Source organism: Microbacterium sp. ZW T5_45, from assembly GCF_044987415.1.
Taxonomy (GTDB): domain Bacteria; phylum Actinomycetota; class Actinomycetes; order Actinomycetales; family Microbacteriaceae; genus Microbacterium.
Genome location: NZ_JBJDRJ010000013.1, coordinates 1 through 25,842, shown reverse-complemented (window position 1 = coordinate 25,842; position 25,842 = coordinate 1). Strand labels below are relative to the sequence as shown.

At 66.2% G+C, this 25,842-nt stretch carries 32 protein-coding genes; 19 read left to right on the top strand and 13 right to left on the bottom strand.

Features of this window, described 5'->3' with window-relative positions:
• The first annotated feature begins 65 nt into the window (after positions 1 to 65).
• Entirely contained in the window at positions 66 to 293 is a 228-nt protein-coding gene (locus ACI3KS_RS08880; RefSeq protein WP_404917341.1) for a hypothetical protein, read from the top strand.
• A 226-nt stretch (positions 294 to 519) separates the two neighbouring features.
• Here the strand turns inward: ACI3KS_RS08880 and ACI3KS_RS08875 are convergent, their stop codons facing one another.
• From ACI3KS_RS08875 to ACI3KS_RS08865, 3 genes are all read right to left on the bottom strand, one after another.
• Entirely contained in the window at positions 520 to 1,440 is a 921-nt protein-coding gene (locus tag ACI3KS_RS08875) for a hypothetical protein (RefSeq protein WP_404917339.1), read from the bottom strand.
• Positions 1,441 to 1,832: 392 nt separating this feature from the next.
• On the bottom strand, positions 1,833 to 3,089 hold the full coding sequence (locus tag ACI3KS_RS08870; RefSeq protein WP_404917337.1) for a PoNe immunity protein domain-containing protein: 1,257 nt from the start codon (positions 3,087 to 3,089) through the stop codon (positions 1,833 to 1,835).
• Between the two features lie 18 nt (positions 3,090 to 3,107).
• On the bottom strand, positions 3,108 to 3,260 hold the full coding sequence (locus tag ACI3KS_RS08865; RefSeq protein ID WP_404917335.1) for a hypothetical protein: 153 nt from the start codon (positions 3,258 to 3,260) through the stop codon (positions 3,108 to 3,110).
• 266 nt (positions 3,261 to 3,526) lie between these two features.
• Here ACI3KS_RS08865 and ACI3KS_RS08860 point away from each other — a divergent pair, with 266 nt between their 5' ends.
• Positions 3,527 to 3,877: a hypothetical protein gene (locus tag ACI3KS_RS08860; protein ID WP_404917333.1), complete on the top strand. Its 351-nt coding sequence runs from the start codon at positions 3,527 to 3,529 to the stop codon at positions 3,875 to 3,877.
• Positions 3,878 to 4,095: 218 nt separating this feature from the next.
• On the opposite strand, the gene ACI3KS_RS08855 is transcribed toward ACI3KS_RS08860, so the two are convergent.
• The 5 genes from ACI3KS_RS08855 to ACI3KS_RS08835 all read right to left on the bottom strand — a co-directional run bounded on the left by ACI3KS_RS08855 (position 4,096) and on the right by ACI3KS_RS08835 (position 8,264).
• A complete protein-coding gene (locus ACI3KS_RS08855; protein ID WP_404917331.1) occupies positions 4,096 to 4,272 on the bottom strand; it encodes a hypothetical protein in 177 nt (58 codons plus the stop codon).
• Between the two features lie 220 nt (positions 4,273 to 4,492).
• The gene (locus tag ACI3KS_RS08850; RefSeq protein ID WP_404917329.1) at positions 4,493 to 4,846 is read right to left on the bottom strand and encodes a hypothetical protein; all 354 of its coding nucleotides are present in this window, start codon (positions 4,844 to 4,846) and stop codon (positions 4,493 to 4,495) included.
• 532 nt (positions 4,847 to 5,378) lie between these two features.
• The gene (locus tag ACI3KS_RS08845) at positions 5,379 to 5,909 is read right to left on the bottom strand and encodes a hypothetical protein (RefSeq protein ID WP_404917327.1); all 531 of its coding nucleotides are present in this window, start codon (positions 5,907 to 5,909) and stop codon (positions 5,379 to 5,381) included.
• Positions 5,910 to 6,390: 481 nt separating this feature from the next.
• Complete coding sequence (ychF, locus tag ACI3KS_RS08840) at positions 6,391 to 7,464, bottom strand: redox-regulated ATPase YchF (protein WP_404917325.1); 1,074 nt, start codon at positions 7,462 to 7,464, stop codon at positions 6,391 to 6,393.
• Positions 7,465 to 7,523: 59 nt separating this feature from the next.
• The gene (locus ACI3KS_RS08835; protein ID WP_404917323.1) at positions 7,524 to 8,264 is read right to left on the bottom strand and encodes a class I SAM-dependent methyltransferase; all 741 of its coding nucleotides are present in this window, start codon (positions 8,262 to 8,264) and stop codon (positions 7,524 to 7,526) included.
• A 59-nt stretch (positions 8,265 to 8,323) separates the two neighbouring features.
• Here ACI3KS_RS08835 and ACI3KS_RS08830 point away from each other — a divergent pair, with 59 nt between their 5' ends.
• The 11 genes from ACI3KS_RS08830 to rmuC (ACI3KS_RS08780) all read left to right on the top strand — a co-directional run bounded on the left by ACI3KS_RS08830 (position 8,324) and on the right by rmuC (ACI3KS_RS08780) (position 15,911).
• Positions 8,324 to 8,917, top strand: a complete 594-nt coding sequence (locus ACI3KS_RS08830) for a 3'-5' exonuclease (RefSeq protein ID WP_404917321.1) — start codon at positions 8,324 to 8,326, stop codon at positions 8,915 to 8,917.
• A 75-nt stretch (positions 8,918 to 8,992) separates the two neighbouring features.
• Positions 8,993 to 9,544 (top strand): hypothetical protein, encoded by a 552-nt coding sequence (locus ACI3KS_RS08825; protein ID WP_404917319.1) that lies wholly within the window; start codon positions 8,993 to 8,995, stop codon positions 9,542 to 9,544.
• Between the two features lie 107 nt (positions 9,545 to 9,651).
• Positions 9,652 to 10,188 (top strand): hypothetical protein, encoded by a 537-nt coding sequence (locus ACI3KS_RS08820; protein WP_404917317.1) that lies wholly within the window; start codon positions 9,652 to 9,654, stop codon positions 10,186 to 10,188.
• On the top strand, positions 10,185 to 10,478 hold the full coding sequence (locus ACI3KS_RS08815; protein ID WP_404917315.1) for a hypothetical protein: 294 nt from the start codon (positions 10,185 to 10,187) through the stop codon (positions 10,476 to 10,478). The genes ACI3KS_RS08820 and ACI3KS_RS08815 overlap by 4 nt, the downstream gene beginning before the upstream one ends.
• Positions 10,478 to 12,292 carry an alpha/beta hydrolase gene (locus tag ACI3KS_RS08810; protein WP_404917313.1) on the top strand — a complete coding sequence of 605 codons (1,815 nt, stop codon included), beginning with the start codon at positions 10,478 to 10,480 and terminating at the stop codon, positions 12,290 to 12,292. The genes ACI3KS_RS08815 and ACI3KS_RS08810 overlap by 1 nt, the downstream gene beginning before the upstream one ends.
• Positions 12,293 to 12,378: 86 nt before the next feature.
• Complete coding sequence (locus tag ACI3KS_RS08805) at positions 12,379 to 12,843, top strand: hypothetical protein (protein WP_404917311.1); 465 nt, start codon at positions 12,379 to 12,381, stop codon at positions 12,841 to 12,843.
• Between the two features lie 85 nt (positions 12,844 to 12,928).
• Complete coding sequence (gene rmuC, locus ACI3KS_RS08800; protein ID WP_404917309.1) at positions 12,929 to 13,252, top strand: DNA recombination protein RmuC; 324 nt, start codon at positions 12,929 to 12,931, stop codon at positions 13,250 to 13,252.
• A 29-nt stretch (positions 13,253 to 13,281) separates the two neighbouring features.
• Positions 13,282 to 13,443 (top strand): hypothetical protein, encoded by a 162-nt coding sequence (locus ACI3KS_RS08795; protein WP_404917307.1) that lies wholly within the window; start codon positions 13,282 to 13,284, stop codon positions 13,441 to 13,443.
• 203 nt (positions 13,444 to 13,646) lie between these two features.
• On the top strand, positions 13,647 to 13,985 hold the full coding sequence (locus ACI3KS_RS08790) for a hypothetical protein (RefSeq protein WP_404917305.1): 339 nt from the start codon (positions 13,647 to 13,649) through the stop codon (positions 13,983 to 13,985).
• A gap of 80 nt (positions 13,986 to 14,065) precedes the next feature.
• A complete protein-coding gene (locus ACI3KS_RS08785) occupies positions 14,066 to 14,620 on the top strand; it encodes a hypothetical protein (protein ID WP_404917303.1) in 555 nt (184 codons plus the stop codon).
• Positions 14,621 to 14,675: 55 nt separating this feature from the next.
• Positions 14,676 to 15,911, top strand: a complete 1,236-nt coding sequence (rmuC, locus tag ACI3KS_RS08780; protein WP_404917301.1) for a DNA recombination protein RmuC — start codon at positions 14,676 to 14,678, stop codon at positions 15,909 to 15,911.
• A gap of 157 nt (positions 15,912 to 16,068) precedes the next feature.
• On the opposite strand, the gene ACI3KS_RS08775 is transcribed toward rmuC (ACI3KS_RS08780), so the two are convergent.
• Both ACI3KS_RS08775 and glpX read right to left on the bottom strand, forming a co-directional pair.
• Positions 16,069 to 16,359, bottom strand: a complete 291-nt coding sequence (locus tag ACI3KS_RS08775; RefSeq protein WP_404917299.1) for a hypothetical protein — start codon at positions 16,357 to 16,359, stop codon at positions 16,069 to 16,071.
• A gap of 157 nt (positions 16,360 to 16,516) precedes the next feature.
• Entirely contained in the window at positions 16,517 to 17,503 is a 987-nt protein-coding gene (glpX, locus tag ACI3KS_RS08770; protein WP_404917297.1) for a class II fructose-bisphosphatase, read from the bottom strand.
• A gap of 182 nt (positions 17,504 to 17,685) precedes the next feature.
• Between glpX and fbaA the strand changes: the two genes are divergently transcribed.
• Positions 17,686 to 18,714: a class II fructose-bisphosphate aldolase gene (fbaA, locus tag ACI3KS_RS08765; protein WP_404917295.1), complete on the top strand. Its 1,029-nt coding sequence runs from the start codon at positions 17,686 to 17,688 to the stop codon at positions 18,712 to 18,714.
• 66 nt (positions 18,715 to 18,780) lie between these two features.
• On the opposite strand, the gene ACI3KS_RS08760 is transcribed toward fbaA, so the two are convergent.
• The 3 genes from ACI3KS_RS08760 to ACI3KS_RS08750 form a co-directional block, all read right to left on the bottom strand.
• Positions 18,781 to 19,329, bottom strand: coding sequence for a DUF6264 family protein (locus tag ACI3KS_RS08760; protein ID WP_404917293.1), 549 nt, complete (start codon positions 19,327 to 19,329; stop codon positions 18,781 to 18,783).
• Between the two features lie 289 nt (positions 19,330 to 19,618).
• Positions 19,619 to 20,413: an IclR family transcriptional regulator gene (locus tag ACI3KS_RS08755; RefSeq protein ID WP_404917291.1), complete on the bottom strand. Its 795-nt coding sequence runs from the start codon at positions 20,411 to 20,413 to the stop codon at positions 19,619 to 19,621.
• Complete coding sequence (locus ACI3KS_RS08750; RefSeq protein WP_404917289.1) at positions 20,410 to 21,402, bottom strand: 4-hydroxy-3-methylbut-2-enyl diphosphate reductase; 993 nt, start codon at positions 21,400 to 21,402, stop codon at positions 20,410 to 20,412. The genes ACI3KS_RS08755 and ACI3KS_RS08750 overlap by 4 nt, the downstream gene beginning before the upstream one ends.
• A gap of 135 nt (positions 21,403 to 21,537) precedes the next feature.
• On the opposite strand from ACI3KS_RS08750, the gene xseA reads away from it, so the two are divergent.
• Genes xseA through ACI3KS_RS08725 form a run of 5 tightly spaced genes read left to right on the top strand, consistent with a single transcriptional unit; the run spans position 21,538 to position 25,776 of the window.
• Positions 21,538 to 22,830, top strand: a complete 1,293-nt coding sequence (xseA, locus tag ACI3KS_RS08745; RefSeq protein ID WP_404917287.1) for an exodeoxyribonuclease VII large subunit — start codon at positions 21,538 to 21,540, stop codon at positions 22,828 to 22,830.
• Between the two features lie 9 nt (positions 22,831 to 22,839).
• Positions 22,840 to 23,070 carry an exodeoxyribonuclease VII small subunit gene (locus ACI3KS_RS08740; RefSeq protein WP_404917285.1) on the top strand — a complete coding sequence of 77 codons (231 nt, stop codon included), beginning with the start codon at positions 22,840 to 22,842 and terminating at the stop codon, positions 23,068 to 23,070.
• A complete protein-coding gene (locus ACI3KS_RS08735; RefSeq protein WP_404917283.1) occupies positions 23,067 to 23,711 on the top strand; it encodes a DUF4245 family protein in 645 nt (214 codons plus the stop codon). The genes ACI3KS_RS08740 and ACI3KS_RS08735 overlap by 4 nt, the downstream gene beginning before the upstream one ends.
• The gene (locus ACI3KS_RS08730; RefSeq protein ID WP_404917281.1) at positions 23,708 to 24,385 is read left to right on the top strand and encodes a carbonic anhydrase; all 678 of its coding nucleotides are present in this window, start codon (positions 23,708 to 23,710) and stop codon (positions 24,383 to 24,385) included. The genes ACI3KS_RS08735 and ACI3KS_RS08730 overlap by 4 nt, the downstream gene beginning before the upstream one ends.
• Positions 24,382 to 25,776: a class II fumarate hydratase gene (locus ACI3KS_RS08725; protein WP_404917279.1), complete on the top strand. Its 1,395-nt coding sequence runs from the start codon at positions 24,382 to 24,384 to the stop codon at positions 25,774 to 25,776. The genes ACI3KS_RS08730 and ACI3KS_RS08725 overlap by 4 nt, the downstream gene beginning before the upstream one ends.
• The last annotated feature ends 66 nt before the right edge of the window (positions 25,777 to 25,842 follow it).

The window sequence follows — 25,842 nt, the reverse complement described above, 5'->3', positions numbered from 1 at the left end:
GTCCCGGCGTGGAAGCGGATCGACATCAGCGCCGGCAGTATCGTGTCATCAACCGGCCGAAACGAGTGCTCGACATCACGCGAGAGGAGTTGATAGAGATCGTCGACAGAGTCATCGCCGATCACGGGGACAGCGACTTCTACCTCGAACTGTTCCAGCTGAACGTGCCGCACCCGGCGGCCAGCGATCTCATCTACTGGCCTCCCGACGCACTGGCTGAGGCCTCTAGCGCACAGATCGTCGAGGCCGCGCTGTCATACCAGCCCGTAGCACACCAGGCCTACCGCACCTGATCGTGCCGCCGGAGACTCGTTCTGAGGGATGCCGACACCAGAGCGGCCGATCCCACCATCGGGAGACTCATATCTGAGCCGGGATGGCCGCTCTGTCCACGACACCGAGGCGGCCGCGACCGACGCTACTCCAGACGTTCGGTCAGTTGCTGAAGCGGAACTTCACCACGTCGCCGCGGTTACGAACGCATGAGCTACGACCGCAGACCAGCGGTATGCGAGCGGCTCAGACCTCGACGTCCTGGCTCACGACGGTCAGAAGCGAGCTCTGTCCAGATGCCAGGAAATCAAACCTGAGATACACGTCATCGACGAGGTAGAGGTCCATGAGCTCGCTGGAGCGTCGAGGTGCGCCAAGACGACCGGTGACTGCCTGGCGACTGGAGGGCAGCGCCAATCCGTCGATGAGGCTCCCCGACGTCGGGTATGCAGGCTCTCCGTCTTCGCTCAACAGGGTTATCAACGCGCCGACAAGGATGTCCTGCCGGAACTGGAGGGTGACTCCGGTTCGTGCCGAAACTTCGTACTGCCAGAGAACTCCTCCGCGTTCCTCGTCGAAGGATTCGTTCGCCGGCCCGGCCAAGCCGATGATCGCGAGATGTTCGGGCGAGAACATCGCTCGCCCGATCGCCCCCATGAACACCGAGATCTCTCCCTGCACGGCAGCGTGCGTGGCCGCGACAGGTTCGGGATCCGAGTACTCCGTCCCCCCACCCGCTCCGATGACCTGGGCCATGAGAACGAGCATCTTCAGGCGCCCCTCCTCGAAATCGAACTGCAGGAATCCGGCGCTCGTCCCATACCGCAGGTACTCACCCATCGCAGCGATCGGGTCTCCGAGCACTCGCACGATGTCCTCCCGCGTGTCGCTCGGAGCGATCCCCTCCACGAGTTCCGACCATCGCGAGTAAGAACGCTGGTCGGCGCTGTCGACCGCGTAGATGAAGATCGTGGTCAGCACGCCATCTTTGAGGAGGAAGTCGACCCCACGATCGACCGCGACGAGGTACTTCTCTTCGACGCCGCTTTCGTCGTAGATCTCCGCCTCATAATCATCGCCGACGAAGTCCAGAACCTTCTGAAGCGATGGCTCTCCTTCGCGTGCGCCAAGTGCGCTCAGGAGTGTGAGGGCGTCACCTTGAATCATGCGATGCCTCGCTTCCGGTTCAGATCCGTATGTCTTTCAGAAGACTATCGATCCGGGCCCGGGTGTTATCGCGCTCAGGCAACGCCTCATCGAGCATCCTGAGCGCGCGCCAGCCGGAACCCCGGCAGGAACTGACGGGGCATGATTCATCCTCCCAAAAGAAGCGGAACCAAACCCACGGCGATTCACCGGAGCTTCCCGGAAGACGAGACCTTCCCCACCCAGGCCGAACGCCCGCACCAGGTCGGCAGGACGAGCCCCCGCCACATCACCCGCACGCACCACCGGACCGCCGATCTCGGCGACGCCCCGCTTGAGCATCAGATCCGCGCCCGCCGGCATCAACAGCTTCTGCCAAGTGGTCATCGAGCCTCCCTCACGCCGAGACGCTGTCAGCGTTCGCGGACATCACGTGGCGGCAAGAAGGGACGCCACTCGTCTGGAATGTCATCGTCGATGTCCGACAACTCGGATGCCGGAACGACGCCTGTGACGAAGTTGTCACCCGGATGCTGACCGGTCATCCGCTGCACGACGACGCCGTCGGGCCATTCTGAACCTGCCGTCTCAGCGCGATCCGTCCGGAGCGTGAAGAGCACCGTGCCGTCATCGCGAACGCTCAGATCGTGGACACGCTGACCCCGATACGTCGCCGACGGAGATACTTGCGTCGCGCGGTACTCCTTCAACGGGATCTCGCGCCGCGCCGGCACAGCCGCCGGGTCCACCGCGAACAGCAACATCCCGTCCTTGTGCTCGGGCGAGTACCCGCCCGGCTCGTAGATGACCCCGCCGGCGAGGACATACGATCCCCAGTTGAGCGGGATCACACGACACCGCTCCAGAGTCTGTAGATCACGCGGGTAGTACTCGTTCTCGCGGAACGACGAATCATCGATGCCCAGTGCGAGATCCCCCGGGTAATACTCATTCTCACGGAACGACGAATCATCGATACCCAGTGCGGCGACGACCCCCGCCACCTCAAAAGCCCGGTACCCGTAGTACTGGTTCTTGTCCAAGGCCGCGTGACCGCCCCACCCGTCGACGCCCTTCCACGCCGGATACCACCCGGCAAGGTAGGTGCCGACATCGCCCGGATCGCGGCTGTCGAAGACACGCTCCAGCCCCGCGGTCACCGACGGGAACGCCAGCTGCATCCCGATCGGATGCTCGGGGACCCGCACCGCAATCAGGCGGTCGATCAGTCGATCGCCCCCGCTGAACCCGACGGCAGCAACCACCCTGCCGAAGGTCGCCTCGTCCACGTCGAACACGATGCCAAGCGCCACGAGCGACAACCACTGCCTGTAGAAGTCCCGGTTGGCACCGAACCCGAATCGCACCGCGATCGTGTCCGGTGGCATCGTCTCCTTCGCCAGGCGTCCGGCACGTTCCGCCGCGACGAGAACAGACTCGTACTCCGCCCGCAGCTCGGCCACGCTCGCACCCGCCGAGTACAACGCGCTGAACCGCGCCCAACGAGGCACCATCGCATCCCCGGCAGCCGCACCACGATACGACGGTTTACGCCACACCGCATTCGAATCGTCCAACCGCTGATCATGACGCTCGTTGTGACGCCGCATCAGATCCAGCACACCATCGAAATAGGCCGCGTCGGCCCGGACGTCACGCAATCCGTTCATCGCTCACCCTTCACAGCCTCAGCGCTCACGGGATCCCGCACCGCTGATCTCGACGCCCTCGAGCTTCTCCAGTTCGCTCCACGGAGCGACTACCTCGTACACGCCCTGATCCGTCTTCGGCAGCCCCGCTGCCTCGGCAGCGCTGCAATCGTGATCGGCGTAGACGAGCATCGCGAGGTCGCCGTCCGGGGGCGCAGCCGATGAACGACGTCAAACGGCAGCCCGCGCCAATGCGCTCGCACGCGATAGCCAACGGGCTCTCCTCCCGTGGACGCCTCGACCACCGTCCACCAGAGGCCCCGTTCGGATCGCTCGGTCAGTCCGGGGAGGGGTTCCGGTGATGCGACGATCACGCCACCATCAACGAGCAGATCCGCGAAAAGCCGCTCACCTCGGTAGGTCGTGAAGATACCGAGCATGTGCGACGGAGGGAACGCGTGACGGTCGCCGATATCGAGTCCTGGAACGATCTGCCAGCCGATGCCCACGTGTGGATACACCGCAAGCATCGACCGCGCACCATCCGCATAGATGCGCCAGAGCTGCGCTCCGGCCGGAACTCTGGCGGGCTCGACCCACCAGAGCGGTACGACGTGATCGGTCGCGACGAATCCTGTGCCTGTGAAGGGCGGTGGCTGGACGAAGCTCCCTCCGAGCTGTGCCGCACGTTCGACCGTCGTTCCACCGACAGCGTCCACGAGGGTGAGAAGGCCGTTCGGCACGAAACGGAGCAGATCCACGAACGGAGCATCCGCCGCGATCGGGCTTCCAGGGAACCCGAGCCCTAGGGCCTCGACCAAGGCAGCAGAAGACGTGGCCCACTCGATATCGTCCGCCCGCACGGCGAAGCCGACAATCATCTCCAGCCCGCGCGTCAACCACGCGTGCTCCTTGGCGGGCATCACCGCCATCACCATCTCAGCCACGGAACCACCCTTCCAGATCGAGCGTCGGCGGATCCGACCTGTAGTACACGCTATTGAGATCCATCGACATCAATGCTTCATCACGTCGGGAACGGGATGGTTTGACGGATCTCCTCGAAACTCAGATCAGGATCGTCCTGATCGAGAAGAATCTCCGCCTCGAACTTGTCCGAACGACGCATACCCACGGCCAACCCCTCGTTGATACGAGGCGTGTACGCAAAGACCTTCCCATCGTCGGCTGCGCTCACACTCACCGGGACACCCTGTACACACCGCGGTAGTGGAACGCATAAACCTCATCCACCATGTCCGCGGTCACTGGAAGGTCCCATGCGTCCCCATCGGCGATCCACCCAGGCCCCGGGCTGTCGCCACGAGGCCCCAACAGCACCCAAGACCGCCCCGACGCATCACGATCGACTGGGTACTCCACCCCGTCACGCAGAGCGAATACGCCCCCGCCCTTGATCTCCATCACGGCACCGCAGGGACGAACCCGCGCCGAGGATCGAAAACAGCTACGAGCCGCGCGATCCCTCGTTCATTCACCCAAATCTCTGTACCTCTCAGCAGATTCATCCTGTCTTGCGCGTAGCACTCCGGTCTGAAGGTCATATCGGGATTCTGGAGGAACTCGTTTCCCGTGAACGGCGCGTCAAACCGGTGGGCACCGCCGAGATCCGGACCAAACGGGATCTCGCGCCGCGCCGGCACCGCCGGGTCCACCGCGAACAGCAACATCCGGTCCTTGCTCTCCGGCGACTGTCCCTTGGGCTCGTAGATGGCACCATCGACGAGGACATACGATCCCCAGTTGAGCGGGATCACGCGACCTTCACCCACTCCAGCACGGGCTTGCCTCTCTCGTCCAGTCCAACCTGCTTCCGCACGGCCATCACTCGGAGCAAGGGTGACAGAATCGTAAGGAGGCAGGAACGGGCGCCAGTCCCCGGGAATGCCATCATCGATATCCGACAGCTCCGACACCGACGCCGTGCTCGACCACCACCCGTCACCAGCGCGCTCCGGCATGCCATATCGGTTCAGGTGCACGTCCGCTGGCCACTCACGCGGATGCTCCCACGTCCTGAACGCCACAGTTCCATCGGACTGGAGCATCAGCGCGTCCACGCGGTGCCCGCGATACGTGGCGGACGGCGAGACCTCCGTGACCCGATACTCATCCACCGGGATCTCGCGTCGACGCGGTTCGGCCGCTGGGTCCACGGCGCGCAACACCCTACTGTCTCTGTTCTCCGCCGATTGTCTACTCGGTTGATAGATAAACCCCACCGATCACGAAATAGTTGCCCCAGTTGAGAGGGACAGCCGCCGCGCATCCGGTTGACTACTGTTCATCTCACGCTGCTCCTGGGCCTGACGCGAAAGCCGCCGGGTCGCCCAGCACCGCCGTCGTCGCCCTGAAGACGGTACCCGTGTCGTTCGACAGCACCATTCGCGCGCCCGCAAGCCGCCCCGCTACAGCCACAGCCGCCAGCGCCGGCCGAACCTGATCCGGAGCGAGCAGCGTGTCCAGCGGCAGCCGGATGCCCCCATGCGAACCGATCACCTCGAACAGACCCCGCACCCCCGAGGGCGCCGCATCGCGAAGCTCACGCACCCCCCGCACCCCGAGCACGAACTCCGCCTCCGGAACTCCCGCCGCTCGCGAAATCCGCGCAGCAACCCGTCCACCGCTCGATCGCAGATCACATCCCACGCCCCCGAACACCGATGCCCAGGGCACCTCGACAGCATCCGCGATCCGAAGCCCGCCCCGAGTGACGACGAGGAACTGCGCCGCGCTGCCCTCTCCCGCTCTCAACCTGCGTCGATTCAGCCAGAACTTGACGAAGACGAAACCAGAGGCGAGAACCAGCAGCGCCAGCAAAAGTACGTCAGCATCCGGCCGGCATCCGTCACCGCCGACGCGACGATGCCGCCGAGAGCTACGACGATGACCCCGCCGGAAACGATCAACACGACACTATTCGTCCGAGTGCGACGCAAAAGCCGAACCCGATCCACGGGAGCGGCGAAGGCCCGATCGCTGCGGAAGAACTCACGCCAGGAGGACTCCGTCGCACTGTCAAGCATCAACGGACCCGACTCGTTCATCGCTCACCCCCGGCTGCAAGATCGATCCCCTCGCGATCCAGACTATCGAGGGAACAAAACAACCCTACGGATCGACGTTGTCAGAGTCCTCAGAGCCCGAGCACCCCACTCACGGAGCGCCCGGACCGAACCACCAGCACTCGGGAGCGCGCAATGAGCACGCAATCGGTCAGCAGGCACGCAGCACTGAAGCGCATCCGGAACCCACCACGACCGCGGCGAAGATCGATAAAAAATCCTGATCAGGATTGAAATCAGTTGTTGAACCTGAATTCCACCACATCGCCGTCCTGCATGACGTAGTCCTTGCCCTCGAGACGGGCCTTGCCCTTGGCGCGGGCCTCGATGACGGATCCTGTCTCGACGAGGTCGTCGAACGAGACGATCTCGGCCTTGATGAAGCCCTTCTCGAAGTCGGTGTGGATCACGCCGGCCGCCTGCGGAGCCTTCGCGCCCTTGGGGATCGTCCAGGCACGGGCCTCTTTCGGACCCGCCGTCAGGTAGGTCTGCAGCCCAAGGGTGTCGAAGCCGATGCGCGCGAGCTGGTCGAGACCGGACTCGTCCTGACCGGTCGCCGCGAGCAGCTCGGCGGCGTCCTCCGGATCGAGGTCGATCAGCTCCGACTCGATCTTGGCGTCAAGGAAGATCGCCTGCGCCGGGGCGACGAGAGCGGCGAGCTCGGCCCTGCGCGCGTCATCCGTGAGCACCGCCTCATCGACGTTGAAGACGAAGATGACGGGCTTGACCGTGAGCAGACCGAGTTCACGGATCGGCGCCAGGTCGAGGCCACTGGTCGAGAGAAGCTGCCCGTGCTCGAGAGCATCCTTCGCCGACTTGGCGGCGTCGAGCACCGACGGGTCGAGCTTCTTGCCGCGCACCTCCTTCTCGTAGCGGGTGATGGCCCGTTCGAGCGTCTCGAGGTCGGCGAGCATGAGCTCGGCGTTGATGGTCTCCATGTCGGATGCCGGGTTCACGGCCCCGTCCACGTGCACCACGTCGTCGTCGGCGAATCCGCGGACGACCTGCGCGATCGCGTCGGCCTCGCGGATGTTCGCGAGGAACTTGTTGCCGAGGCCCTCGCCCTCGCTCGCGCCGCGCACGATGCCGGCGATGTCGACGAACGACACCGCCGCGGGGAGGATGCGCTCGCTGCCGAAGATCTCGGCGAGCTTGTCGAGGCGTGCGTCGGGAAGGTTGACCACGCCGACGTTCGGCTCGATCGTCGCGAACGGATAGTTCGCCGCGAGCACGTCGTTCTTGGTCAGTGCGTTGAAGAGGGTGGACTTGCCGACATTCGGCAGGCCGACGATCCCGATAGTAAGAGCCACGGGAGTCGAGTCTACCCGGGCGGATGCCGTCACCCGACGGCGATCGACGGAAGCCGCGGCTACGCCCGCACGGCCCGGAAAGCCCGAGTCACGTAGGGCAGATCGATGGTTGCGTCCGCTGCGAGTCCGAGTTCGTCGAACAGCTCGTCCATCTCGCGACGGATGCGTGCCTTCTCGGCATCCGACGACGTGATCACGTAGCTGCGAGAACTCGCCATGCTGTGCAGCTGCTCGCGCGTGATCGCGCGCGACCACTCCCACGATTGCTGCTCCAGCGGCCCGAACGGCTCGGATACGACGGGGTCGCCCTCGCCGAGCATGATCTCGGCATTGCTGCCGTGCATGATGCCGGTCAGGCGACGCACCCAGTCGACGCGCTCATCGCGCAGATTCCAGATGAGACCGAGCACTCCCCCGCTGCGCACGACTCTGCCGATCTCGGCGGACGCGGATGCCGGGTCCACCCAGTGCCATGCCTGGCCGAGTACGACCGCATCGACTCCGGCATCCGGAAGCGGCAACGACTCGGCCGTCCCCAGGAAGGTGGGCACGCCGGGCACCGCAGCGCGCAGGGCCGCGAGCATGTCAGCATCCGGATCGATGGCGACGATCTCGGCATCCGGAGCCTTCATGAGCACCCGGGTCAGCTTGCCCGTGCCGGCTCCGACGTCGGCGATGCGGCGGGATCCGTGCGGCATGGGCTCGAGCATCCAGGCCACGGCGTCGAACGGGTAGTCCGGACGCCCGATCTCATAGTTTCCGGCTTCCGCACCGAATGAGCGAGCCATGCCATCTGCCATGTCGCCAGCCTACGGCGTGCCTGCGCAGGCTCGACGGATGCCGGCGCGAGAGTGGAGGCGTGCCACTGGACTTCACCGCGATCGACTTCGAGACGGCGAATTCCAGTCCCGCCTCGGCCTGCTCCGTCGGACTCGTGCGGGTGCGCGACGGCCGTGTCGTCGCCACAGCGGGCTGGCTCATTCAACCGCCGGCCGGCCACGATGAGTTCCAGGAATGGAACGTCAGGATCCACGGCATCCGTCCCGCGGACGTGATCGGGGCTGCCACCTGGTCCGAACAGTTCGATCGCCTGTGCGCGTTCGCCGGCGCCGATGTGCTCGTCGCCCACAATGCCGGTTTCGACCTCAACGTGCTGCGTCGGGCGTCCGAGGCGACGGGCGACGACTGCCCTCCCTACCGTTCCCTGTGCAGCCTGCAGGTCGCGCGCAAGACGTACGACCTCGACTCGTACCGGCTGCCCAAGGCCGCAGCCGCCGCCGGTTTCGAGGAATTCTCGCACCACGACGCGCTGGCCGACGCCCGTGCCTGCGCGCAGATCGTCATCGACGCCGCCCGCATTGCCGGCGCCCCCGACGTGTTCGCCCTGGCGGATGCTCTCAGCCTGCGCATCGCGGAACCCGCAGCTCCGAAGCTCGAGCGCGCCGTCGCCTGAGCATGGTGGGGAGACGTCCCCATCGCCGTAGGCGCGGGTAGGACGTACGGTCGAGGCGAGGAGAGGGGGCACGACATGTCGAGGAAGATCGCCGCACTCGGAATCTCGGTCGTTGCGCTGCTCCTCACCGGCTGTTCCGCGGTCCCCGCTGACCCCCATGCGGTGCTCGAAGAGAAGGCCGCCGCCGTCGATGACGCGGCACAGGATCTTCTGGAGTCCCTCGACGCGGCCGGGTATACGGATGCGGCGGCGCGCGGCATCGTCGACGCCTGCCAGAGCGAACCGGCACCTGGCGCGTCATTTGGAGCCGGAATCGGAGTGACGGTCGGTGATGATCTCGTTTCGGCTTTCGATTCGCTCTCGACACAATTGACAAGAGCCGGGTGGACGGCGACCGACGACTTCGATGACGCTGATGTCGACCCGGCCGCTCCGATGGGCAGATTCGTCCGGGCAGACATCACCCTGGACGTCAAGACCGGCGGGTTCACATCTGGTGGCACCCGATACGGTGCCGACGAGATGACTCTCGGCATCACCATCGCCGACGACTGCGTACGCATGCCAGACGGTGCCTACTTCTCGAAGATGCGCGATCTGGAGAAGACCATTCACCCCCGCGACTGATCCGGCCTTGGGACGGGAGCGGCTACCGTATGGGGAGTTCTCCCCCTCGAAGCGCCGCTCGCCGGATGCCTAGGATGAGGCATCCGAGCAAAGCAAGGGGGGCTCACATGTCGAACGTCGATGACGAGGCATTAAAGGACGATCCATTCTGGTCTGTGGTGCGACGACGGCATCCCGACCTCGACATCGTCATCCTCCCGCAAGAACCGGGTCTGGTCGATGAATCCGGGCTGCCTCCGCGCTCGGCCGGGGCTTTCGCCGAGTCTGAGATCACGAAAGCGGATGACTATTGGGCACAGCTCGTCGGACACGGTCTACCCGTCAGCACTCGCAGATGGATCGCCGGCCCGACCGGCGACTCCGTGCGTCATACCGTCACGATGACGCTCGACGGAGTGAGCAGCACCGCAGGCCTGGGACACCTGCGTGAAGCGGGCGCGCTGCTGACCTCGACAGACTGGAATGTGTTCGCTCCGCCGACCGGAATGCCGCGGATCACGGCAGACCGTTCTGGAGAGCTCGGCGCCGAGAAGATCCTCTTCGGATTCGCTCCCGAGACAGGGCGCCTTTTCCTACGTCTCACGTCGACGGGTCTTCCGGTCGGCAAGGCGCGTTCGCACGAGCTGATCGGATCAGCATCATGACCGACGGTGTCTACTACGACCCGGCCGTGACCGAGATCCTGATTCCGCGGTGGAGCACTCAAGCATCCCAACTGCGCGCTGCAGCAGACAGCCTGTCGTCCGCGTCTACGGGCGGCCTGCCCTCCGTCGCTCAGGGCGCTGGTCGCATCTTTCTTGACATGTGGGAAACCACAGAACGGAAGGCGTCCGTCGCATCCGACGTCTACGCCGATGAGCTACGTTCCACGCACGGGGTGTACTCCAACTTCGACGAGGAGATCGCTCGGCGCATGGAAGCTCTGGAGAAGTGATGACGACAATCGATGTGCCCGCAGCGATCGGCTCTGTCGACCGTCCCGAAGGCTCGCCCGCCGACGCCGAATCACTTGCCAGCACGCTGCTCACGAATGCGGCGCGGATGAACGAGTTCGCCGATGAAGCAGAAGCACTGGCCACCCACAATGCGCTCTGGGTCGGCGAGGCCTCAGCAGCATACTCCGCCCACGCATCGGCCTTCGCGACGAGGCACGAGCCCATGGCTACGACACTCAAACGTGTGGCGCGCGGGGTCGATGTCTTCGCCGAGCAGCTACGAACGCTCAAGAGCGATCACACCGACCTCACGGGTGAGATCACCACCTATCATCGCGATCGGAACGACCTCATCACGGACGTGAATGCGGCCCAAGATGTGACGGAGTCCGAGATCGGCGCCCTGCAGGAACGCGCGAGGGTCCTGACGACACAACGCTCCGGCCTGGTGTCGGAGATCGTGAGCTTCACGCAGCGGGTTACTGCGAACGAGGACTTCCTGGTCCAGCTCTTCACCGGTGCCGACACGGCCGCTGAGGCGGGAGAGGCGGATGGAGGGATCGATCCGCTCGCGCTCACTGCCATCAATGGCATGCCGTCGGTCGAAGACGGTCCCGAGAAGATGGCGGCATGGTGGGAAGGCCTCTCCGAAGCCGAGCAGGACGCACTGACCGCGGCATATCCGGAGAGGCTCGGAAGCGCTGACGGTCTCCCGGCGTGGGCACGAGACGATGCGAACCGTCTGCTCCTCGACAGCGACCTCGCGGACCTGCGCGCGAAAGAAGAAGACGGGACGCTCACCGAGACAGAGAAGCAACGGCTCGTGAATGCCGAGGCTGCGGAAGCGGCTTTGCGAACGGCCGACACTTATGTCGTACCTGGTACGGATGACAAACCGGGCGGCATGCTTTGGTTGTACGATCCGGACGCCTTCGGCGGTGATGGTCGGGTCGCCATCGCTGTGGGAGATCTGGACACCGCGGATGATGTGTCAATCCAGATTCCCGGCATCAGGACTGAGATGGACGACACTGCAGACTATGTTCAGGACGCGACAGATCTCTACGAAAGCGCGCGCTACATCGGCGATGGTTCGACCGTGGCGACGATGTTCTGGCTCGGATACAACACGCCCGCTGGCGACCTGCTGGAGTGGGGCGAAGTCCCCTCCGAGCACTACGCCGTCGACGGGGGTGAACGACTCGCCGCCGCGGTAGACGGATTGCGAGCATCGCGCGCCGATAACCCCGCCCATATGACAGCCATCGGGCATAGCTACGGCTCGACGGCGACGTCGTACGCGGCCGCAGAGCACGACCTCGCCGTCGATGACATAGCCCTTGTCGGGAGCCCAGGCACCGGCCCCGCCGACGATGCCTCAGACTTCAGCGTCGGGGCAGACCATGTCTACGTCGGCCGCAACAGCAGTGACCTCGTCGCGACGCTCGGAGATGAGGGCTGGTTGAACAAGCACCCAATCGGGCTCGGCGTCGATCCCTCGTCTGAAGAGTTCGATGCTCAACGGTTCCGGGCGGAGGATGTCAACCGCCAGCGCAATGAAGGGGTGGTCAAGGGAGGACACTACGATGGGCCGAGCTACAACTTCGATGACCACGTCAAGTACTTCGACCGCGATAGCGAATCCCTCTACAACTTGGGGCGCATCGTGGACGGGCATGGAGATGACATCAACCCGGCGAAGAACTCGTATGATCCATTTTGGGAACTCCCTCAGGATCCTGAGTCGGACCGGACGCCTACTCAAGGCGTACCGGGTGAGTCCCGGACAGGCTTGAGCGAGCGCGACGGATGAGAAGTTCGAAAGGCATGGTAATCGGCGCCGGTCTCCTCGCCCTCGCGATTGTCGGCTGCTCGCCGGTTCCGGCTGACCCTCGCAGCGTGATCGAGGGGAAAGCGGTCACCGTAGATGCCGCAGTCGAAGATCTTCTCGGTGCGCTCGAAGCCGCGGGGTTGCCCGATGCGTCTGCGGGAAGCACCATTGATCTTTGTCAGAGCGAGCCCCTACCGGGAGCCGCGTACTCGGCGGGGATCACCGTGGCCGTGGGCGAGGACCTGGTGTCGGCCTTCGATGGATTCACCGCACAACTAACGAACGCCGGTTGGTCGATGACGGATGACTTCGACTCGGCCGATATCGATGACGACGCGCCGGCAGCTCGGTTCGTCCGCGACGACATCACCCTCGATGTCACCACGGGCGGAGCCACCGTCGGTGGTGTGCGATACGGCACCGATCAGATGGAGCTCAGCGTGAAGATCGAAGACGACTGCGTACGGATTCCGGACAGCGCCTACTTCACGGATCTTCAAGACCTCGAACGGGACATCCCTCGCCATGGTTGATTGATCGTTCGGGCGAACAGGCGTCCCGCTCCTCGCGATTCTCATGTGCTCGTGGTCAGTACGCACACCCCGATGCCCGCCGAGCGTGCGGCTCGCCGGAGGTGCATCGATCCCCGTCGACGCGAAGGTCCCGCTCGACGTCTATGTCGAGGCATCGGCTCTTCCTGCAGGCGACGCCCACGAGGCGGAACGACGGATGCTGATGCGGAAGCACGCCAAAGCGGTTCGTTCACACATCGACGCGCTCACGAAGAAGGCCTACTGGTCGGGCCTCGATGCGTGCCCCGAGTTCGTCATCTGCCCCCCTCCCAGCGAGTCCCTGCCGTCCGCCGCGCTCGAGGGGAAGGCATCCGCCGTCGATGACGAGCCAAGGACCTTCTCGAGTCCCTCGACGCAGTCGGATGCCTAGGATGAGGCATCCGAGCAAAGGGGGCTCTCATGCCGAACATCGACGTCAACACCAACGCGGTTAAGAGCGATCCGTTCTGGTCCGTGCTGCGAAGGCGGCATACCGATATCGACATTATCGTCGATCCTGACGAGACCAGAGCACCGACAACTGACGTCCGTGGACGCTCGGACACAGGGCTGGATCCGTGAGGAGAAGAGGAAGGATCGTCGCGAGCATGGGGCTGTTGGCCCTTCTCCTTGGCGGGTGCTCTTCTACGCCGGAAGATCCGAGAACCTCATTGGAAACGAAGGCACCGCAGGTGGATTCCGCTACGCGTGACGTACTGACGGCGGTCCGGGCCGCGGGCTTTCCCGACGCTGTCGCACGCGGCATCGTGGAGGCTTGCCAGGGCATGCCCGACCCCGGTGTCTCCTATCGAGCGGGGATCGAGGCGACGATCGGTGAGGATCTGGTCAGCGCATACGACGAAGTGACGTCGCACCTCAAGAAGGACGGGTGGAAGGAGTCCTCCGCATACGACGGGGCGACGATCGACCCGTCGGCTCCGGCCGGACAGTTCACACGCGACGACATCCGGGTGGACATCAAGACCGGCGGGGCGAGCATTGGAGGAACCCGACACGGCGAGGATGCCATGCAGTTCGGTGTCACGATCGTCCAGAGCTGTGTGCGCGTGCCCTCGGGCACGCACGCGAGCGACTTCGATGACCTCGAGAAGACGATCGAGTGACGAGGCGATGGCGTGCAACGCCTTGGACTCCGCTCGGTCCGGCGGGCGACGTCGGTTCGCGATCCGACGAGAGTCCTGGCATGGCTGACGCATCGACAATGCGCGAAGTAATGTCGGCGCTCTCGATCACGGCGCTGTTCGCGTTAGCTGGTTGCTCAGCCGTGCCCGCGGATCCGAGCGCAGAGGTCGAGAGAGTCGCCGCGCCGGTCGACGAAGCGGCGCAAGACGTCTTGAGCGCGATCTACGCCGCGGGACTCGCCGACGGCCAGGCATCCGGCCATCTCGAGCAGTGCGGCGGAAGCCTGACCGGCTGGGGTGGAGAGTATCAGGCGTCAGCCAGCGCTGCGGTCGGTGACGACCTGCAAACGGCCATAGATCGGATGACGACAGGCTTGCAGTCGTCCGGTTGGACGTACATCGGAGAACTCGGCGGAGACTACCCGTCCGCTCGACTCGAACGCGGAGACGTCACGATCGACCTCATGACTGGTGGATTCACCGTGGGAGAGACACGCTACGGTGCGGAAGAACTCGAGGTCGGCATCACCACCTCTAACGCGTGCGTGACGTTCCCTGAGGGTGAGCACGTGAGCGACTATCCGGAGTTCGAGCGCACGATACTGCCACGCGACTGAGCACCGAGGAACCGCCTGCACCGCAATGTCGGAGGCCCGGAGCATCATGATCAGCATGGACGCTCTCACCGTGGTTCTCGTCGTCATCGCCCTCACCGCAGGCGCGGCGATCGGCTGGCTGCTGCACGCCGCGCGGGGCTCCGCCGAACTCGCGCGCGCCCAGGCGGAGCTCACAGCCGCTCGGGACGATCGCGACCGCCAGTACGACCTCTACCGCGATGCGGTCGAGCACTCGCGTGAAGAGCAGCGCGCCGAAGCGCTGCGCGTGCAGCAGCAGAACGCCGTGCTCGCCGCGCTGGCACCGGTGCGCGAGAGCCTGCAGCAGATGCAGCAGAAGGTCGCGACGATCGAGCAGGAGCGTCACGCGCAGTTCGGCTCCCTCACCGAGCAACTGCGCCGCGCGCAGGAGTCCGACGAGGCGCTCCGCGCGACCACGGAATCGCTCGCCGGCGCGCTCCGCTCGACCTCGACCCGCGGCGTGTGGGGCGAGACACAGCTGCGCCGAGTCGTCGAAGCGGCCGGCCTCACCCGTCATGTCGACTTCGACTTGCAGTCCACGGTCTCCTCCGACCGCGGCGTCGGACGCCCCGACATGGTGATCCGGCTCGCCGGCGGCGCCTCCATCCCTGTCGACGCGAAGGTCCCACTCGACGCCTATCTCGAGGCATCGGCTCTTCCGGCAGGCGACGCCCACGAGGCGGAACGACGGATGCTGATGCAGAAGCATGTCAAGGCCGTTCGATCGCACATCGACGCGCTCACGAAGAAGGCCTACTGGTCGGGCCTCGAATCGAGCCCCGAGTTCGTCATCTGCTTCCTTCCCAGCGAGTCCCTGCTGTCGGCCGCGATCGATGAGGACCCGACGCTGCTCGACTATGGGTTCAGCCGCCGAGTCGCCCTCGCCTCCCCCGTCAATCTCTGGGCGGTACTCAAAACGGTCGCCTACACCTGGACGCAGCAGGAGGTGTCCACCGAGGCCAAAGCTCTGCTGAATCTGGGAACCCAGCTCTACGACCGCCTCGGTGTGCTCGCCGGTCACGCCGACGACTTGCGCCGCGCACTCGAGCGCACGGTCGCCAGCTACAACAAGTTCGCCGGTTCTCTCGAGAGCAGGGTCCTGGTCACCGCTCGTCAGTTCCCCGGCATCGACTCATCCACCCTCGACACGGCACCACGAGTCGTCGAGAGCAACACACGACGATTCACCGCCCCGGAACTGGTCGACCCCGACGCAACTGTCGCTGTGCGTGCCGAGATCGGGGAGATCAGGGAGCGACTCGGGGAGGACTGACGCGGCACGGCAAGGACGGATGCCGCACGGCGAGGCGCAGACGCGTGCCTCACGGCTGACTGCGCAGGGCCTCCCGGCTTCAGCGCAATTCGTCTCGGCGGCCGGCGCAGTTCCTCCCGGCTGTCGGCGCGGGTCGCGTCGTCAGCCGTGACGCGGCTCAGGCGATTCCGGGAACGCCCGAGAGAAGAAGGATCACGAGACCGCTCGTCACCACGAACGCGCCGATCATCCACCAGGGGCTGAGTTCGTGACCCTCATCACGACGAACGCGGAACAGCACGTCCGCTCGGCGAGCCGGATCCGAGGCGTGCACGACAGCAGGAGCCGGCGCCTTCACCGGAGACGCACCCGCGATCTCATCCGCGTTCACCCGGAGGATACGCCCCGTGTTGGTCGTCACGATCTTGGTCGGAGCGGCCTTGGAGCTGCTCGTCTGCTGCGTCGCCATCTGATTCGCCTCCTGTGTCTGCGGTGCCCTGCGGCTCCGTCGACGGTGAGAAACCCAGTCACAATTGTGACACGCGCTCCGTCCGGGCGCGGCGCAGCGCGTGGCGCGGCGATTCCGTCTCGGTAACGATGCGGTGATCAGATCCCGACCACGAGCGTCACAGCCACTTCGAGACGAGGTGCTCTGACGCGATCCGGCGCAGCGTTCCCGACGCACCGCGCAGCACGACGCTCTCGGTGTAGATGTAGCCGGCTTCGCGACGCACACCCGCGACGAGCTGACCGTCTGTGACACCGGTCGCCACGAAGATCGTGTTGTCGCCCTTGACCAGGTCGTCCGCCTCGTAGATCTTGTCCATGTCGAGGCCCGCGTCGATGCCCCGCTGACGCTCGTCATCATCACGCGGCCACAGCTTGCCCTGGATATGACCTCCCAGTGCCTTGATCGCGCATGCGGTGACGATGCCCTCGGGGCTGCCGCCCACCCCGACGCACATATCCGTGCGCGCCCCGTGCCGAGCCGCGTTGATACCTCCGGCGACGTCTCCGTCGCTCATCAGACGCGTCCCTGCGCCGGCATCCCGGATCTCCTGGATCAGCTTCTCGTGACGCGGTCGGTTCAGCACGGAGACGACGATCTCATCGATCGGCTTGTCGAGCGCCCCAGCGAGTCGTCGGATGTTCTCGCCGATCGGGAGCCGGATGTCGACGACCCCGACCCCTGCAGGACCGGTGACCAGCTTGTCCATGTAGAACACGCTCGATGCGTCGAGCATCGTCCCACGGTCGGACACCGCGATCACCGAGAGTGCATTCTGCCGACCGGCCGCAGTGAGCGACGTCCCGTCGATCGGGTCGACCGCGATGTCGCACAGCGGCCCCGTCCCCGTGCCGACCTCTTCGCCGTTGAAGAGCATGGGGGCGTTGTCCTTCTCTCCCTCGCCGATCACGACGCGCCCCTGGAACGCGACCGTGCCGAGGAAGGCACGCATGGCATCGACCGCCGCGCCGTCAGCCGCTTCCTTGGCACCACGACCGATGAACGGCACGGCGCGGATCGCCGCCGCCTCGGTGGCTCGAACGAGCTCCATCGCGAGGTTGCGGTCGGGACGAAGAGGGCTCAGATCACCAGTCAGACTCACCATGCGGTCAGCCTAACCAGCATGAGGTGTGAAGAGGCGTCCTTCTCATCGAGATCGGACGAAGGAATGCCGATTCTTAACACCTGGATATGTGGGCACCTCGAACGCGCGGAGGCCGACGGCATCCGTCCTCCGAGCCGGATAGAGTGACTGTCGTCCCGGCTTCACCTATCGCAGGAGTTCTCATGCCCGTCGCAACCCCGGACCAGTACGCAGAAATGCTCGACCGCGCGAAGGCCGGCGGCTTCGCGTACCCCGCATTCAACGTCTCCAGCTCGCAGACCATCAACGCGGTCCTCCAGGGCCTCACCGAGGCCGGTTCCGACGGCATCATCCAGGTCACCACCGGTGGCGCCGACTACTTCGCCGGCCACACTGTCAAGGCTCGCGCGACGGGCGCCCTCGCCTTCGCGCGCTACGCCACGGAGGTCGCGAAGAACTACCCCGTGACCGTCGCTCTGCACACCGACCACTGCCCGAAGGACGCCCTCGCCGGCTTCGTCGAGCCGCTCATCGCCGCGTCCGAGGAAGAGGTCAAGGCGGGTCGCAACCCGATCTTCCAGTCCCACATGTGGGACGGCTCGGCCGTTCCCCTCGCGGAGAACATCGAGATCGCCAAGGATCTCCTCCCCCGCATCAAGAACATCAACGCCATTCTCGAGGTCGAGATCGGCGTCGTCGGCGGCGAAGAGGACGGCGTGCAGCACGAGGGCTCGAACGACGCGCTCTACACGACCTTCGCCGACGTCGACCAGGCCGTGCAGGCGCTGGGTCTCGGCGAGCAGGGGCGCTACATCGCCGCCCTCACCTTCGGCAACGTGCACGGCGTGTACAAGCCGGGCGGCGTGAAGCTGCGCCCGGAGCTGCTCGGCGAGATCCAGCAGCAGGTCGCCGCCAAGTACGGCACCGGGCCCAACCCCCTCGACCTCGTCTTCCACGGCGGTTCGGGCTCGACCGACGACGAGATCGCGCTCGCAGTCGCGAACGGCGTCATCAAGATGAACATCGACACCGACACTCAGTACGCGTACACGCGTGCGATCGCCGACTACATGCTGAAGAACTACGACGGCGTGCTGAAGGTCGACGGCGAGGTCGGCAACAAGAAGCAGTACGACCCGCGCGCCTGGGGCAAGATCGCCGAGTCGGCGATGGCCGCACGCGTGGTCGAGTCGACCCGTCAGCTCGGCTCGCACGGCCAGTCGAAGAGCTGACCTTCGCGCAGGGAATGACAGAACGCCCCGGCCTGCTGGCCGGGGCGTTCTTCGTGAAGGCGGGTGTCAGCCGTTCATCGAGTTCACGTATGCGATGAACGCGGGATCATTCATCGTCGGGATCGCGACGCAGATCGATGCGGCGATCATCGTCGCGGCGGCGCCGACGAGCGGTACCCACCACGACAGCTTTCCGGTTCGAAGGCGACGGAGCGCGAAGACCGTCGTCGCCGCCCAGCCCGCGAACAGCACGATCGCGGCGATCGTGCCCCACAGCCGGCCCTGCGCGTAGTTCGTGAACTCTCCCTCGACCCCCAGAATCTTCATGGCCTCGGTCATGACCGCGGGGAGATTGAGGTACGACATCGCGGTCGAGACGACGTTGACGAGCCCGTAGGCCAGCAGCCCGATCGTCGCGAACCGGTCGACCGGGTTGCGACGTGCTGGCGTCGGCGGCGGGGCAGAAGCCACCGGCGGCACTGCAGAACCGGCCGGAGAGAGCTCCGGGGCAGCATCCGGGGACGGCGGCACCTCATCGAGCGGAGGCAGTCCCGCCGCGCGCCGCTGCTCCTCCGGGGTCGCGAGTTCGCCGTACTGAGGCCGTTGATCGGTCATCAGGCCATGCTAACCGGCCGGGCTCTGGACGGCTCTCAGGAGCAACGCCCTCCCCGGAGAGCCCGCCCCCGGGGGGGACGGCCCGAGGACGAAAGCGGCCCCGAAGGAGTGGGGACTCCTCGGGGCCGCGGAATCAGAGCACTGGGGACGCTCATCATCCGAGTGGATTCGCGGAACGCTGGGGACGTTCCACCACCAGCAGCGTCGATGTACGGAGCGCTGCAGTTCCGATCATAGGAAAGCGCATGCCATTCCGCCAGGGGTTCTTCTTCAAATGGTGAACGAACATTCAGGTCACGCTCACGACAGGCAGGGCGCCGCTCTCCAACGCATCTGCGCCAAGCTGGAGCGACAGCCGACGAGCCGCCCGCTGGAGTGCCGAGATGAGAGCATCATCCACGACGAGTCCGTCCGCAGGCAACGAGATCGCGAGGGAGGCCGTGATATGCGGACCGACGACGGGCACCGCCACGCAGGCATTGCCGATCGCGTACTCCTCGAGATCGACGGCGAACCCGCGGGACTCGTCGAGTTGCGCGAGCAGAGTTCGTCGATCACTGATGGTGCGCGGTGTGAGCGACTCGAGCCGGTGGCGGGAAAGATAGTCCGCGCGATCCTCGGCGGACAGCCCCGCGAGGATCTGCTTGCCGAGAGCCGTCGCGTGCCCGCTCGACTGCAATCCGACCCAGAGGTCCACGCGCGGGTGGAAGTCGGCATCGACGATGTCGACGAGGTGCATCTCCCCGTCGTCGTATCGAGAGAGGTATGCCGAGGCGCCGAGCTCGTCCGCGACGTCTCGCAGCGCGGAACGGACCTGCGCGAGGAAGACGCCGCGGGAGTCGATGTCCCGCTGGAACGACGGGAACTTCGTTCCGAGCACGAGACCATCGGGCTCGTGCTGCAGATACCCTTCGTGCACCAGCGTGCGAACGAGGTTGTAGGTGGTGCCGGGAGTGAGACCCGTGATCGCCGCGAGCATCTTGGGCGGCAGCGGCCGCGAGGAGTTGGCGACGATATCGACCAGTCGCAGTGCGCGCTGCACCGATCCGATCAGAGTGGGTGCAGCATCCGGTCTCGGGGTCACGCGCCCGAAGTGCGCCCGCCGAGCGCACGAGCGTCGCGCTGACCGGTGGCGTCCTGTCGGAGCTCCTTCGGCAGCGAGAACATGAGGTCCTCCTCCGCCGTCTTCACCTCTTCGACGTCGCGGTAGCCGGCGTCGCCGATCGCGTCGAGCACCTCGCGCACGAGCACCTCGGGCACGGATGCTCCGCTGGTCACGCCGACGGTCTCGACGCCGTCGAGCCACTCCTGCTGGATCTCCTCGGCGTAGTCGACCCGGTAGGCGGCCTTGGCTCCGTACTCGAGAGCCACCTCGACCAGCCGCACGCTGTTCGAGGAGTTCGCCGATCCGACCACGATGACGAGATCCGCCGCGCGCGCGACCTTCTTGATCGCGACCTGACGGTTCTGCGTGGCGTAGCAGATGTCGTCGGACGGCGGATTGTGCAGTTCGGGGAACCGGGTGCGCAGCCGATTGACGGTCTCCATCGTCTCGTCGACCGAGAGCGTGGTCTGCGAGAGCCAGACGACCTTGCTCGGATCCTTGACGACCACCGTGTCGGCCTCCTCCGGAGAGTTCACGACGGTGACGTGCTCGGGTGCCTCACCCGCCGTGCCCTCGACCTCTTCGTGTCCGTCGTGGCCGATGAGAAGGATCTCGAAGTCATCACGGGCGAAGCGCACGGCCTCGCGGTGGACCTTCGTGACGAGCGGGCAGGTCGCGTCGATCGCATGAAGGCCACGGTCGGATGCCGCGTTCACCACAGCCGGCGAGACGCCGTGCGCGCTGAAGACGACGTGCGCCCCCTCGGGGACCTCGTCGACCTCCTCGACGAAGATCGCGCCCTTCGCCTCGAGCTCGGTCACGACATGGATGTTGTGGACGATCTGCTTGCGCACGTACACCGGTGCTCCGTAGCGCTCGAGCGCCTTCTCGACGGCGACCACCGCGCGATCGACACCGGCGCAGTATCCGCGCGGTGCGGCCAGCAGCACCCGCTTGTGTCCGGCCACCGGGTTATCCTGAAGCCGCCCGGCCGCCGCACGAACTCGTGGGACACGCGGGGTGGAGAGATGCACGGCAGTCGAAGTCACCCCTGAATTCTACCGTCGCCAAGCTGAGCAGAGCCGGGGTGAGGACGAGAGCGCATGACAGTCTTCGAGGCCGAGACCGCACCGGGCGAGACGCCCCCGGCGGATGCCGTCGCGCCGCGCGACTCCTCGGCGGATGCGCCGACGTCGGTCGCTCGCCTCAACGCCACGATCCGCGACTTCGTGGCGCGCTGGAACACGGTGTGGGTCGAGGGAGAGATCACCTCGTGGAACGTGCGGGCCGGCAATGTGTTCGCCCGCCTCAAGGACACCCGCTCCGATGCACAGATCTCGATCCGGGTCTGGTCGAGCGTCCGCGCCCGCATCCCGAAGGATCTCGGCGTCGGCGATCACGTGGTCGCCGCCGTGAAGTCCGACTACTTCGTGAAGTCCGGGGACTTCAGCTTCACGGTGTCGGCGATGAAGCACGTCGGACTCGGCGATCAGCTGGAGCGGCTCGAGAAGCTGCGGATGCAGCTTCGCCAGGAGGGGCTCTTCGATCAGAACCGCAAGAAGCGCCTGCCGTTCCTCCCCCACGTGATCGGGCTGATCACCGGCGAGCGATCGGATGCCGAGAAGGACGTGCACCGCAACGCCGAACTGCGCTGGCCGCAGGTGCGATTCCGCACGGAGTACGCGGCGGTGCAGGGCGACCGCTGCGTGCCGGACACGCTGGGGGCACTCGCCCGCCTCGATGCGGATCCCGAGGTCGACGTCATCATCATCGCGCGAGGGGGCGGCGACCCGCAGACCCTGCTCGGGTTCAGCGATGAGCGCCTCGTGCGAGCCGTCGCCGCGGCATCCACTCCCGTCGTCAGTGCGATCGGCCACGAGAACGACCACCCGCTGCTCGATGACGTCGCCGATCTGCGCGCATCGACCCCGACGGATGCTGCGAAACGGGTGGTCCCTGACGTCGGCGAGCAGCGCGCGCTCATCGCCCAGCTCCGCTCGCGGGCCACGACGCGTCTCATCCAGCGGGTCGGACACGACATCGCACAGCTCGAGCAGCTGCGCTCGCGCCCCGCGCTGCGATCGCCCGATCCGATCATCGAGTCCCGAGCCCAGGAGCTGTGGTTGCTGCAGTCGCGGGGCCGCGACTCGGTGACGAGACGGCTCGACTCGGCGAGTCGCTCGGCGAGCGAGCTCAGAGCCTCGCTGCGTGCGCTCTCCCCCGCGGCGACTCTCGCTCGTGGCTACGCGATCGCGCACCTCCGCGACGGGGCGATCCTGCGCGACGCGAAGGATGCGCCGGCGGGCACGGCACTCACGATCACCCTGGATCGTGGATCCGTCGGTGCACGCTCCGAGGGCGAGACGCCGGAAGGAGCGTCGCCGCCCACGACGTAGGATGGAGGGGTGAGCGCCCAGAACGACACCCCGGTCGAGACACTGTCGTTCGAGGCCGCGCGGGATGAGCTCGTCAGAGTCGTCGCCGAACTCGAACAGGGCGCGCCGACCCTCGAGCAGTCCCTCGCCCTGTGGGAACGCGGAGAGGCCCTGGCCGCCCGATGTGAGGAGTGGTTGCTCGGCGCGAAGCGCCGGCTGGACGCCGCCCGCTCCGCAGCATCCGAAGAGGACGAATCGTGAAGAAGCCCGCCCCCATCGTCGCCGAGCTGGGCCGCCCGGAGACCCCCGAAGAGACCGCGGCCCGCAAGGCGGAGTCCAGCCGGGTCTACCGCGCGAGCCAGAACGTGCGCAGCCTGGTCGCTGCGCTCATCGTGACCGTCGCGGTCGTGGCCGTCATCGTCTTCGCGGTGCCGCGCGGCGAACCGGCATCCGTCCGCACGATCGACCTGCCCGGCATCGCCGCCGACGTCGAGTCGACCATGCAGAGCCCCGTGGTCGTCCCTGAGCTAGGAACGTTCTGGCGCGTGAACAAGGCAGAACTCACCAGTGGCTCCACCGTCGTCTGGGATGTCACACTCGCACCCGCCGACGAGGACGAACGCGGGTACATCCGTCTCGCGCAGGCCTTCGATGCCGACGCCACCTGGGCGCCGCAGCGGCTGAACGGCATCGCGCCCACCGATACCGTCACGATCGACGGCCGGGAGTGGGATGTCTACAAGCCCGGCGACGCCGGCGCGAAGCAGAACATCACGTACGCGATCGGCACACAGGCGGGATCCGACTACGTCCTTCTCTACGGCTCCCGCTCCGCCGACTCGACGGCCGAGCTCGCCGAGTCCCTCACCCCTCAGATCGACGCACTCACGGAGGATTCATGACTGAGACCCTGACGCCGGCCGCCGCCTGGAAGCAGATGCAGGAGGGCAACGAGCGCTTCGTCGCCGATGCCCCGCGTCATCCCAACCAGGACGTCGCCCGACGACGGGATCTCGCCGCCGCGCAGAACCCCGTCGCGACGCTGTTCGGATGCTCCGACTCGCGCCTCGCCGCCGAGATCATCTTCGACCTCGGCCTGGGCGACCTGTTCGTGGTGCGCAATGCCGGCCAGGTCATGGGCGAGTCGATCGTCGCCAGCCTCGAGTACGCGGTCGCCGTGCTGAACGTACCGCTGATCGTCGTGCTCGCGCACGACTCGTGCGGCGCCGTGCGCGCCGCGATCGACGGCACCGCGATCGACGCCGCGCCCCTGCCCCCGCATATCTGGAAGCTCGTCGCCCCGATCGTGCCCGCCGCCCGCAAGGTGCTCGCGGAGTCCGGTGGACGCACGGTCGCCGAGATCGACGCCGAGCTCGTCGGCCGTGAGCACCTGCGCAACACGGTGGCCGATCTGCTGCAGTCATCCGAGATCATCAGCACCGCCGTCGAGGAGGGCCGTCTGGGCATCGTCGGCGCGAACTACCGTCTGGCCGAGGGCACCGCGGTGCCCGTCATCACGGTCGGAATCGAGACCGAGGGGATCGACAGCCCCGCAACCAAGGAGGGTTCGGAATGACCGACATCGAGTACCGCATCGAGCACGACACCATGGGCGAGGTGCGGGTGCCCGTGAACGCTCTCTACGGCGCGCAGACCCAGCGCGCCGTCGAGAACTTCCCGATCTCGGGCAAGGGCCTGGAGTCCGCGCAGATCGCCGCGCTCGCCCGCATCAAGAAGGCCGCCGCTCTGGCGAACAAGGAGCTCGGCACGCTCGACGGGGCCATCGCCGACGCGATCGCCCAGGCTGCGGATGCCGTCGCCTCGGGTGCGCACGACGGAGAGTTCCCCGTCGACACCTACCAGACCGGCTCCGGCACCTCATCGAACATGAACATGAACGAGGTGCTCGCGACGCTGGCGACGCGCATCCTCGGCGCGAACGTGCACCCGAACGACCACGTCAACGCCTCGCAGTCGTCGAACGACGTCTTCCCGACGTCGGTGCACATCGCCGTCACGCAGGCCCTCATCGACACCCTCATCCCGGCGCTCGACCACCTCGCCGTCGCCCTCGAGGCGAAGGCCGAGCTGTGGAAGGACGCCGTGAAGTCCGGCCGCACCCACCTCATGGACGCGACGCCGGTCACGCTCGGCCAGGAGTTCGGCGGCTATGCCCGCCAGGTGCGCCTCGGCATCGAGCGCGTGCAGTCGGCGCTCCCCCGCGTCGCCGAGGTGCCGCTCGGCGGCACCGCGACCGGCACCGGCATCAACACCCCGCTCGGCTTCCCGCAGAAGGTCATCGCGCTGCTCGCGGCCGAGACCGAGCTGCCGATCACCGAGGCGAAGGATCATTTCGAGGCGCAGGGCGCCCGCGACGGTCTCGTCGAGGCATCCGGCTCGCTGCGCACGATCGCCGTCTCGCTGACGAAGATCAACAACGACCTGCGCTGGATGGGCTCCGGCCCGAACACGGGCCTGGGCGAGCTGCACATCCCCGACCTGCAGCCCGGCTCGTCGATCATGCCCGGCAAGGTCAACCCGGTCGTGCCCGAGGCCGTGCTCATGGTCTGCGCCCGCGTGATCGGCAACGACGCGACCGTCGCCTGGGCGGGAGCATCCGGTTCCTTCGAGCTGAACGTCGCGATCCCGGTCATGGGCACCGCGCTGCTGGAGTCGATCCGCCTGCTCGCGAACGCCTCGCGCGTGCTCGCCGACAAGACCGTCGACGGCCTACAGGCGAACCTCGAGCGCGCCGCCGCCTTCGCGGGCATGAGCCCGTCGATCGTGACGCCGCTGAACAAGCTCATCGGCTACGAGGCCGCGGCCAAGATCGCCAAGCACTCGGTCGCCAAGGGCATCACGGTGCGCGACGCCGTGATCGATCTCGGCTACGTGGAGCGCGGCGAGCTCACGCTCGAGCAGCTCGACGAGAAGCTCGACCTGCTGAGCATGACGCACCCGGGCTGAGCCCCGACCTGTTCTCTACGGATGCCGCGGCCCCTCGGGGTCGCGGCATCCGTCGTTTCTGCGCGA